The 10,431-nt window shown below is 53.8% G+C and carries 11 protein-coding genes, 1 tRNA gene and 1 pseudogene; 2 read left to right on the top strand and 11 right to left on the bottom strand.

The genetic code is table 11. The annotated features are described in order from the left end of the window. Window positions 1-251 precede the first annotated feature (251 nt). The 7 genes from ACO5R6_RS07245 to ACO5R6_RS07275 form a co-directional block, all read right to left on the bottom strand. Complete coding sequence (locus tag ACO5R6_RS07245) at window positions 252-629, bottom strand: DUF3783 domain-containing protein (protein ID WP_485626518.1); 378 nt, start codon at window positions 627-629, stop codon at window positions 252-254. Beyond that, complete coding sequence (locus tag ACO5R6_RS07250) at window positions 626-952, bottom strand: GIY-YIG nuclease family protein (RefSeq protein WP_485626519.1); 327 nt, start codon at window positions 950-952, stop codon at window positions 626-628. Before ACO5R6_RS07250 ends, ACO5R6_RS07245 begins: the two co-directional genes overlap by 4 nt. Then, window positions 952-1,824 (bottom strand): 16S rRNA (adenine(1518)-N(6)/adenine(1519)-N(6))-dimethyltransferase RsmA, encoded by an 873-nt coding sequence (gene rsmA / locus ACO5R6_RS07255; protein ID WP_485626520.1) that lies wholly within the window; start codon window positions 1,822-1,824, stop codon window positions 952-954. Before rsmA ends, ACO5R6_RS07250 begins: the two co-directional genes overlap by 1 nt. Beyond that, window positions 1,808-2,659: a TatD family hydrolase gene (locus ACO5R6_RS07260; RefSeq protein WP_485626521.1), complete on the bottom strand. Its 852-nt coding sequence runs from the start codon at window positions 2,657-2,659 to the stop codon at window positions 1,808-1,810. Before ACO5R6_RS07260 ends, rsmA begins: the two co-directional genes overlap by 17 nt. 247 nt (window positions 2,660-2,906) lie before the next feature. Beyond that, the gene (gene metG, locus ACO5R6_RS07265; protein ID WP_485626522.1) at window positions 2,907-4,880 is read right to left on the bottom strand and encodes a methionine--tRNA ligase; all 1,974 of its coding nucleotides are present in this window, start codon (window positions 4,878-4,880) and stop codon (window positions 2,907-2,909) included. Further along, complete coding sequence (locus ACO5R6_RS07270) at window positions 4,877-5,434, bottom strand: zinc ribbon domain-containing protein (protein ID WP_485626523.1); 558 nt, start codon at window positions 5,432-5,434, stop codon at window positions 4,877-4,879. Before ACO5R6_RS07270 ends, metG begins: the two co-directional genes overlap by 4 nt. A gap of 184 nt (window positions 5,435-5,618) precedes the next feature. After that, complete coding sequence (locus ACO5R6_RS07275) at window positions 5,619-6,083, bottom strand: hypothetical protein (protein WP_485626524.1); 465 nt, start codon at window positions 6,081-6,083, stop codon at window positions 5,619-5,621. A 207-nt stretch (window positions 6,084-6,290) separates the two neighbouring features. Between ACO5R6_RS07275 and ACO5R6_RS07280 the strand changes: the two are divergent. Beyond that, a pseudogene (locus ACO5R6_RS07280) lies at window positions 6,291-6,698 on the top strand (IS1634 family transposase); the annotation flags it as partial. Between the two features lie 107 nt (window positions 6,699-6,805). Here ACO5R6_RS07280 and ACO5R6_RS07285 read toward each other — a convergent pair. From ACO5R6_RS07285 to ACO5R6_RS07300, 4 genes are all read right to left on the bottom strand, one after another. Further along, window positions 6,806-7,069 (bottom strand): PF20097 family protein, encoded by a 264-nt coding sequence (locus ACO5R6_RS07285; protein ID WP_485626525.1) that lies wholly within the window; start codon window positions 7,067-7,069, stop codon window positions 6,806-6,808. 170 nt (window positions 7,070-7,239) lie between these two features. After that, entirely contained in the window at window positions 7,240-8,511 is a 1,272-nt protein-coding gene (locus ACO5R6_RS07290; protein WP_485626526.1) for an ArsB/NhaD family transporter, read from the bottom strand. 92 nt (window positions 8,512-8,603) lie between these two features. Further along, window positions 8,604-9,827, bottom strand: a complete 1,224-nt coding sequence (gene tyrS / locus ACO5R6_RS07295) for a tyrosine--tRNA ligase (RefSeq protein WP_485626527.1) — start codon at window positions 9,825-9,827, stop codon at window positions 8,604-8,606. A 171-nt stretch (window positions 9,828-9,998) separates the two neighbouring features. After that, window positions 9,999-10,069 (bottom strand) — tRNA-Cys (locus ACO5R6_RS07300). 91 nt (window positions 10,070-10,160) lie between these two features. Between ACO5R6_RS07300 and ACO5R6_RS07305 the strand changes: the two genes are divergently transcribed. Then, window positions 10,161-10,431: hypothetical protein (locus ACO5R6_RS07305; RefSeq protein WP_485626528.1), on the top strand; the 271-nt coding region annotated here is incomplete at its 3' end.

Here is a 10,431-nt window from a genome sequence, read left to right on the forward strand (position 1 = left end):
TCTATTTACAAGGCTTTGAAGGGGTTTTCATCAACACGTTTTGTCCTATAACTCGGTTTTCATCAACACGTTTTTTCCTATAACTCTAACTCGAAAGTGAAGAACCCGCCTTGCGGCGGGTTCTTCGGGGGAGTTGTTATGAAAAAGATGTTTGTTATCAAAGGCATACATTTCCTTCGATGTTACAAATATAGCAGGCACTTATGACGTAAAAGCGTTCTGTCTGTGTAAATAGGATGAACATTTCCTCTTTACCGGCCCGGATTCATCTGCTCATCCTCCTCTCGAAGTTCTTGAAAGAGCCGGGGCGGTGTCCATTGGATATTGGTCTTTGTCACAAGGGCCTTGAGCTTGACTCCGGGGACCGCCATTTCCTTCCAGGCCGCAAGAAGCCAGTCCAGATCTCTCTGGCCAAAGCCGACCAAAAGCATCATTTCTTCCGCCAGCTCTTCGCCCATATAGACCCGCCTTTCCTCTGCGAACCCGATCATGCCCGCCAGATAGCCGATCTTCTGCCCGTACATGGGTCTCTCGATCCCTTCCACTTCAATGTCCATCTTGCGGACCAGCCGCCGGATCTCCCGCACCCGGTCTTGGTCCGCACGAAAGAGCAGGAGCTTTTTCCTCATATTTCTTGTCTCCTCTCGGATCCCGTCTGTCCCCCGGAAGACCGCTTGCGCAGGTCCCAGGCCATCCTCGGATCCCTTCTCTCTACCAGGGCGATCTTCTCCTGCCTGGTCAGCTTCTTAAAGGCCGCTTCTCTCTTTAACGCGTCACTCTTATTGTCGAAGGCCTCATAATAGACCATCTGAACCGGGCGGCGCGTCCTGGTGTACTTGGCGCCTCGCCCCGCATTGTGTGCATTTTCCCTGGCCTCAATATCCGTGGTATAGCCGGCATAGAGACTGTTGTCCGCGCAGCGGAGCAGGTAGGCGTAATAGGCTTCTCCCATCAGACCTGCTCCTTCTCTTCAAGCCGGTTGGACAGGTCGGCGAATTGATCCAGGGTCAGAGTCTCTCCCCGCACCGCCTGTGGCAGTCCCATGGCCGCAATGATCCGGACAATCTCCTCCTTTGGGACTCCGATCCAGGGGGCGTTGTTCAGGCCGTTGAGCAGAGTCTTGCGACGTTGGTTGAAGGAGGCGCGAATCACCCCGAAGAAATAGGCCTCATTCGAGACCGCAACCGGCGGCTTCTCATAGTTGCTGAGGCGAATCACGGCTGATCCGACCTTGGGTCTTGGAATAAATGCACCGGGGGGAACCTGCAGGATGATCTCCGGTCTTGCATAGTACTGGACGGCCAGAGAGAGGGCACCGTAATCCTTGCTGCCGGGTCCCTCCTGCATCCGGTCCGCCACCTCCTTCTGCACCATAACCGTAATCGACTCGAGTGGCAGATGGCTCTCAAATAAGGCCATAATGATGGGCGTCGTGATGTAATAGGGCAGGTTCGCCACCAGCTTGACAGGTCCTGTGACCTTCTTCTTCTCGATCAGCCGGGCCAGATCCAGCTTGAGGACGTCCTCGCAGACCAGTTCCACATTGTCGTAGGCGGACAGGGTATCCTCCAGAATCGGAATCAGCTGACGGTCCACCTCAATCGCCAGCACCTCACCCGCCGCTTCACAGAGGTACTGGGTCAGTGTTCCGATGCCCGGCCCGATCTCGAGGATGAAATCCTCCTTGCCGACCTGTGCCGCGGCGACAATTCCCTCCAGAACATGCCGGTCGGTCAGGAAATTCTGGCCGTACTTCTTCTGAAAAGAAAATCCGTACTTTTCCAGCACTGCGACTGTACGCGCCGGACTATCGAGTCTTGTCATCTTCCACCTCCGGATACAGGCGCATCGCATTCTCCTGTGTAATTCTCACCAGCTCATCATAGGAGATCCCCTTGATCTGCGCAATCTGTCTTGCGATAATGGGCAGATTCCCCGGATCGTTTCTCCTTCCCCGCCTGGGCTCCGGCGACATATAAGGAGAGTCCGTCTCAAGGACCAGGGATTCTATGGGGATGGCCTCAACCACTTCACGCAATTTGCGGCCGTTCTTGAAGGTGACGACTCCGCCCACCCCGATGAAGAAGCCCATTTTCACGTATTGGAGGGCCTGGTCTCTGGAGTAGGAATAGCAGTGGATCACACCCCGTATCCCCTCTCGCGCCGCCTCCTGCATGATCGCAAGGGTATCTCTCGCCGCCTCCCTGGAGTGGATCACGACCGGAAGACCAAGTTCCCCTGCCAGGGTAAGCTGCCGCCGGAACCAGTAGGCCTGCGCCCGGCGCTCTTTCTCGTCCTTGACCCAGTAGTAGTCCAGCCCGATCTCCCCGATTGCAACAACCCGGGCATCTTGCGCCAGGTCCCGCAGTTGCTCAAGGACTTGGTCTCCGTATGCGGTCTCTTCCCAGTTCGGATCCACCCCGGTTTCGCCTTCCCCCGGACTCGGATAGAAGTCTCTGATTTCCTCCGGGTGAATCCCCACCGCCGCATAGATCCAGCCATAGCGCCGGGCCAGGTCGACGGACCTTCGGCTGCTCTTTAAGTCCGCCCCGATATTGACCAGGTGCCCGACTCCCTCTTCCCGGATCCGGGCCAGGACCTCTTCCCGGTCTCTGTCGAACTCCTCCCCGTCCAGGTGCGCGTGTGTCTCAAAAATCATTCCTCTCCCTCATTTCTCACAGGGCATCCCCCACCTGCGCGCCTGATTGCGCCAGGCTGTACCCTTTCGTAATCAGGCCGCACCTTTTGACAATCGGCTCATGACCTTTCCTGATCGGCTCGTGCCGAACAAGCCGACGCACGTGTCTGATCGGTCCGGATCCGCCTCGGTCAAGAAGAGAGCGGATGTAAGACAGGGTCCACATCCGCTCTCAACGCATTCTTATTCCAGATTCCCGAGGATGGCTCTACGCGATCTCAGAGCCACTGGGCAGATCCTTCTCCGGGCTCATCAGAACCACATTGCCGCTTGGATCCTCGGCACAGAGGATCATACCCTCAGATAGGACACCGGCAAGCTTGGCGGGAGCCAGATTCAGAAGGACCATGACCTTCTTTCCCTCCATCTCCTCCGGAGAATACCACTTGCGGATCCCCGAGACGATCTGTACGGTGCGGTCGCCGATCAGGACCTGGGAGCAGAGCAATTTCTTGGACTTGGCCACCGGCGCGCAGGACTGAACCTGTCCGACGACAAACTGCATCCTGCCGAAATCATCGATGGAGATTTCTTCCCTGGTCTCAACATGAAGGGCCTGTGCATCGGCGGACGGATCCTCCGTCCCTCCTGCGGCCTCCTTCTGTCTGTCCTCTATCCGGGCCACCTCGGCCATGACCTCCTCTAAGTCCAAGCGGGCAAAGAGAATCTGTGGGTCCTCTGTCACCCTGCTGCCGGACGGATAGCTGCCGAATCTGCCGAGCTGATCGTAGTCAATCTCCCTGGCATGCAACTGGTCTAAGATCCGGTCTGCGGTCGACGGCATGAAGCTCTTGAGCAGGCTTGCCCCCATGCAAATCGACTCCACCAGATTATAGAGCACGGTCGCAAGGCGGTCTCTCTTGGTCTCATCCTTGGCCAGGGCCCAGGGCATGGTCTCGTCGATGTATTTATTGGACCGCTTGAAGAGATTAAAGATCTCCGTAATGGCGTCTGCCACACGCAGATCCGCCATCTTTTCGGTCACTCTCCTCACCGTATCCTCAGCATAGGCCTTGAGTTCCAGATCGACAGGCTCTTCGGTGCCATTGTCCTCGACCAGGCCGCCGAAATACTTATTGGACATACTGATGGTCCGGTTGACCAGGTTGCCCATGGTATTGGCCAGATCTGAATTGATCCGCTCTACCATAAGCTCCCAGGAGATGACCCCATCATTCTCAAAGGGCATCTCATGCAGGACAAAATAGCGAACCGCATCCACGCCGAAGAGATCGACCAGATCATCCGCGTAGATGACATTTCCCCTGGACTTGGACATCTTGCCATCGGACTGGAGAAGCCAGGGGTGGCCGAACACCTGCTTGGGCAGGGGCAGGCCAAGAGCCATCAGGAAAATAGGCCAATAGATGGTGTGGAATCGGATGATGTCCTTGCCGATCAGGTGCAGGTCCGCCGGCCACAATTTCTCGAAGCGGTCGCTGGAATTCCCGTCACAGTCATAGCCGATTCCCGTAATATAGTTGGTCAGGGCATCCAGCCAGACGTAGACGACATGCTTGGGATCAAAGGTGACCGGAATCCCCCATGAGAAGGAGGTTCTGGAGACACAGAGATCCTGCAGACCGGGCAGGAGAAAATTATTCATCATCTCGTTCTTGCGGGAGACCGGCTGGATGAATTCCGGATGACTGTTGATATGCTCGATCAGGCGGTCGGCATACTTGCTCATCCGAAAGAAGTAAGCCTCCTCCGAAGCCCTGGTGACCGGCCGTCCGCAGTCGGGGCACCTGCCGTCAACCAGCTGAGAGTCCGTCCAGAAGGACTCATCCGGCGTGCAGTACCAGCCCTCATAGGAGCCCTTGTAGATATCTCCCTGGTCATAGAGCTTCTTGAAGATCTTCTGCACCTGTGCCTCATGATCCGGGTCCGTCGTGCGCATGAACTTGTCATAGGAGGTATCCATCAGGTCCCAGATGCGCCGGATCTCTCCGGAGTTCTTGTCCACCAGCTCCTTGGGACTGATCCCGGCCTCCTCCGCCTTGAGCTGAATCTTCTGCCCGTGCTCGTCAGATCCGGTCATGAAGAAGACATCATAGCCCTCCTGGCGGCGGAAGCGCGCAATCGCATCCGCAAGAATAATCTCATAGGTATTGCCGATATGGGGTTTCCCGGAAGTATACGCAATGGCTGTCGTGATATAGTACTTGCCCTTATTGCTCATTTCTTTCTCAATTCCCCGTACACGAACTCCTCGACCGGGCCCTCCTCCGTACTCTCGCTGTAAGCTGGCCGGTCCTCTGCCTTCTTCTCGGCAGCCCGGTCCTGAAGCGGATTTTCCGGGGTAAGACTGCCTTCGGCCTCTTCATCAACGAAAGCGTCCGGCTCTGCGGTAGGCGCAGCCTTCTCCTCATCTGCCAGCTCGGCCTCTTGTGAAACGGGCATCTTCTCCCCGCACTTGGGACAGAAAGAGGACTCCTTGGAGACGGAAGATCCGCATGCGGGACAAGTCTGCGTCTTCTTTAAGCTGTCTACGGTATCCTTCTTCTCCTCTAACTTCTCAAGAAGGGTCTCGATCTCGGAGAAATCCTCGCCCGGATCCTCGCGATGGTCCTGGAAATAGCGTCTGCCCAATTCCGCATACGCATCTCTTAGCTTGTGCTCTGTCTCCTTGACCTCATAGCTTGCCTTGGTCACATCGACAGCTGTCTTCACCCTGTCTCCGACCGCCTGCCCTGCATTCATCACGGTGTTGGTAATCTCATCGAATAAACCCATTGTTGACTCCTTTCTAAAGCGCCTCCCTAACTTGTCAAAACAGCGCTTGACTATCTGTATTATACCGATCTGCATTGGAATTCGCAATTTACGGGCCTCTTCTGACGGGCCCGAACCAAGCATGTGCAGATACTTGTGTAGATTCTACAGGATCGCTGCTTTGCGCTATTTTTTACTGCGAATCCTAGAAGCCCTTCTTGAAGAACTTGCGGAAGTCTGAAACTTCAGCGCTTGACTGGATAACTGACACAGAGTACTTAGACGCCTTGTTGAGTCCCGGCACATAGCTGATGGGCTCAAGCTGGAAGCCCGCCTCCTCATTGGCGACGTAGCAGTACCCCATACTGGTCTTTGTCTGACCCCCGTTCTCCTTGTTAAATACAACGGCTTCCCCATAGTTTCCCAGATCTGGATCCACCGGGATAACAACCACTTCACCCTCCTTGTAGCCCACAATGAAATTGCTGTGCCTTGTCACTGACACAACCACGGCATTTGTGTAATCTGACATGTGGCAGTAGAGGATGCGATAGTCATCGCCGTTAGGGACGCTGGCATTGAAGATCTCTCTCATCCTCGCCTTATTTCTCTGATTCTCCTCATCGGAAGCTCCCATAAATGCCTTCTTTGCAATTCCCATAAGATTCATGATCTGTACCTCCCCTTGTAATATTGATTATTTTCTTCTTAAATAGGAAACTCTTTTTCATATTATTATATTTCCAACTCCTCGTCTACAGCCCTTTCGTCTCTCTTCCGGTCCTCCCTGTCAACACAAATGCTTCGCTTTGAGAAGTGCTCCGCTACCGGGTCTTTGACAGTTTAAGAAGAGAATCATCCTTGGAGGCATTGATCTGCGGTATGCACCAACCTTGAGGATGATGTCGACATGATCGTGAACATCAACCGCCAGAGCTGGCAGATAGAAGAATGTTTCCGGATCATGAAGACGGAGTTTAGAGCACGGCCGGTTTACCTCCAGAGAAAGGACCGGATCACAGCCCACTTTATGACATGCGTGACAGCATTGATCGTTTATTGGATCATAGAGAAGAAGTTGAACAACAAGTATCCCTGCGAAGAGATTATTGATACTCTGCGAAAAATGTATATGGAAGAAATACCAGGAGAAGGCTATCGTCCACTCTATTCCAGGACAGATCTGACGGATGATCTGCATGAAGCCTTCGGCTTTAGAACGGACTACGAGATCATTACGCAAAGAGACATGAAGAAAATCTGTACGAAAGTCCGGAAGGGGTAAATATCACTACATTCCAGAATAGATGAAGAGAGCCGCAAATGCCGATAACACAGGCATCTGCGGTTCTTTACTCGCTCAAAACTATCAAAAATGGGCAAATTCGCATCTCATGATGTAGGATCTTTTCCTTTTACATTGGGGAAAAACCTCGCGTATTTCTGATCCGGAATGTCCGCGAAAAACAGATGACAGCTTCTGCAGACATAGGATTTCAGATTCATATTGGTCAGGTTGCTCGTTAATTGTATTGCATTTTTTGTTTTTTCAATCAGATTTCCGCCATCTGGGATCCACTTTATCCCAAATCGATCCGGAATAACCCAACCGGCCTCTGCCTCATTTCCACAAACAGGACATTTTCTCACAGGCATTACCCTCCATATTTTTTATACTGAATATTATTTAATATCTCTCTCTTCCGGTCCTCCTTGTCAACACAAATGCTGCGCTTTGAGAAGTGCTCCGCCACCATTCGCTTTTGCTTCTTGAATTCTTGAAGAAAAATATTCCTACGCCTGACAGGGAAACATCAAGTCAGATCCTAGCGGGCCCAGACCAGCCAGGTGTAGATGTAACCTGCCAGGACTGCCGCCAGGGTATAGGGAACCCCAATCTTCATGAAATCCCCAAAGCCCGTCGCATACCCCTCCTTCTTGAGCAAGCCCACGGCTGCAATATTGGCAGACGCCCCGATCGGGGTCAGGTTCCCTCCCAGGGTAGCTCCCGTCAGAAGGCCAAAATAGAGAACATAAGGGGCCATTCCCAAACTGGCCGCCACTCCAGTCAGGACCGGCAACATGGTCGCCACATAGGGAATATTGTCCACAAATGCGGAGATGAGGACAGAGCCCCAGACAACCAGGCTGTAGAGGAGGAAGAGATTGGTCCCTCCGACCCCTGCGATCAGACCCGTCAGGTCCTCAATGAGTCCCACCCGGGTCACCCCCGCGATAACAACGAAAAGTCCCAGAAGGAGAATCAAAGTCTCCAGGTCCACACTCAAAAGAGCTCGCTTTACCCCCTCCTTATTCCCGGTCTTGACCCGATCACAGACCATGGCTATGCCGGCCAGGCCCAGGCAGATCATTCCATTGCAGGTCTCCGGTTTCTCCGGGATGAAGGAGGCTCCAATCAGGAGGAAGACCATGGCTAAAAGGAGGAAGCTCGGCAGGAGGGACTTCAGCTTTGTGTGCTCGGACAGGACGGTCTTCTGGGTCAAGCCGCGAAATTCAAGCCACATGATGGGGATTGTGGCCAGGGCCCCCAGCTCCACGGCAAAGAAGATCCCGGGGCGTCCCTGCATGAAGAAGAAGTCCAGAAAGTCCATGCCCGCATAGGAGCCCAGGAGAATGGAGGTTGTGTCCCCCACCAGGGTGGCGGCCCCTTGCAGGTTGGAAGAGACGGCGATGGAGAAGATCATGGGGACCGGATTGATCTTCAGCTTCCTGCAGACGGCCATTCCCACCGGGGCCACCATGAGAACCGTCGCCACATTGTCGATGAAGGCGGAGATCAGGCCCGCGAAGAGAGACATCAGGATGATAATCCACATGACATTCTTGGACTTCTCCATGATCAGGTCCGCCATCAGAAGCGGCATGCCGGAGTCGATGAAGTAATCGACCAGAATCATGGTTCCCCCGATCATCATGAGGACATTCCAGTTGATGCTCGCGGCCGCCTGCGAAAGGGGCAGGATGCCCGTCAGGAGGTAGATTCCCGCGACCACCGCTGCCGCATGCGGCCGGTACTTCTGCCTGGCAATCATTACAATATACATGAGGACAAAGAGAATCAGAGCCGGTATTTTCATCCACTCACTCCATATTTATCGCAAAAGAGACCCGATCCGGAAGGGTCGAATCTCTTTCTTCGGAAAAGGTCTGAAGGGATCTTTTCCCTATCTTACTCGTAAATGACCTTGCAGTACTTCTTCTTGCCCCGGCGCAGGAGGAACTCCTCTGCGAAATCCTCCGGCCGGTAGGCGCAGTGAATATCCATTACCTTGTCTCCGTTGACAGAGACCCCTCCCTGCTCTACGGCCCGACGGGCATCCGACCGGGACTGGGCCAGGCCTGCGGCCACCAGGACAGCGAGGATATCTATTTGCCCCTCTCTGAAATCCCCTTCCCCAATCGAGGCCCGGGGCATATTCTCGGAGGACACGCCTCCTGCAAAGAGGGCCCTGGCCGCCTCCCGGGCCTTTTGGGCCTCTTCCTCTCCGTGGACCATGGAGGTCAGCTCATAGGCCAGGATCTCCTTGGCCTCATTGAGCTTCGCTCCCTCCCAGTGGTCCATCTCGTCAATCTGTTCCAGGGGAAGGAAGGTCATCATTCGAAGGAACTTGAGGACATCCGCATCATCGACATTGCGCCAGTACTGGAAGAATTCGTAGGGAGACGTCTTATCCGGATCCAGCCAGACAGCGCCTCCGGCAGTCTTGCCCATCTTGCTCCCGTCATGCTTGAGCAGGAGATTGATGGTCATAGCCGCGGCGTCCTCCCCCAGCTTCTTCCGGATCAATTCGGTTCCTGCCAGCATGTTGGACCACTGGTCATCACCGCCAAACTGCAGATTACAGCCGTATTTCCGGTAGAGCTCATAGAAGTCATATCCCTGCATGAGCATATAGGAGAACTCCAGGAAAGACAGGCCCCGCTCCATGCGGTTGACATAGGCTCTGGCGCGCAGCATATCGTTCACTGAGAAATGCGCCCCGATCTCCCTCATGAAGTCCAGGAAATTGAGGTCGCGGAGCCAGTCCGCATTGTTTACCATCAGGGCCTTGTCATCCCCGAACTCGATAAAACGGCTCATCTGCTTCTTGAAGCATTCGGCGTTGTGGTCAATCTGTTCCACCGTCATCATGGACCGCATGTCTGTCCGGCCGGAGGGATCGCCGATCATGGCCGTGCCGCCGCCGATCAGGGCAATCGGCCGATTTCCTCCCATCTGCAGGCGCTTCATCAATGTAAGAGCCATGAAATGACCGACATGCAGAGAATCTGCCGTGGGGTCAAATCCAATATAGAATCTGGCCTTGCCGTTATTGATCAGGTCCTTAATTCTCTCTTCATCTGTCACCTGGGCAATCAGGCCCCTGGCCAGCAACTCATCGTATAGGGTCATCTCTCTCTCCTCATCTTCCGTCTGCGAATCAGACTTTATGATACCCTCTTCCGGATCCGTATGCAAATTTTCGTCATGCCTCGACAGGTCCTGTAAGAAGATCCTTTCCCTCTTCGGTCTCCCGAGCCTATGAAAAATAAAAAAGCGAGCACTTTCGTACTCGCCCGCAAGAGGTGCCAACCAGATTTGAACTGGTGATGAAGGTGTTGCAGACCTTTGCCTTACCACTTGGCTATGGCACCGGATATACACTGAAAACACTTTTTCAATATATCAGAGGGAATAAAAGCCGTCAAGGCCTCCTCTAAGGGATACCTTCAAAACTTCATACAGATGAATGACAAAGCTTACGATTTCTTAGATCTAGGAAAATGGTTATCTCGCATTCGTGTTTTGCTTTCTTCCATTTTCTACGAAAGCGGTCACCTCGAATCCGCGTCTCCGACGCTTCTTCTCGGTGCATTTGCTTCGCAAATGGACTTGCTCGAAAACAGGTCGCTCCAAGCGCAAGCGCTCTCGCTCCTCTTTTCTTGCTCGTCCGCTTTCTCCGCTCTTGGTCAAGCCTTCGATCGATTAGTGACAGTCAACTCAACACATTACTGTG

Source organism: Shuttleworthella sp. (genome assembly GCF_057251025.1).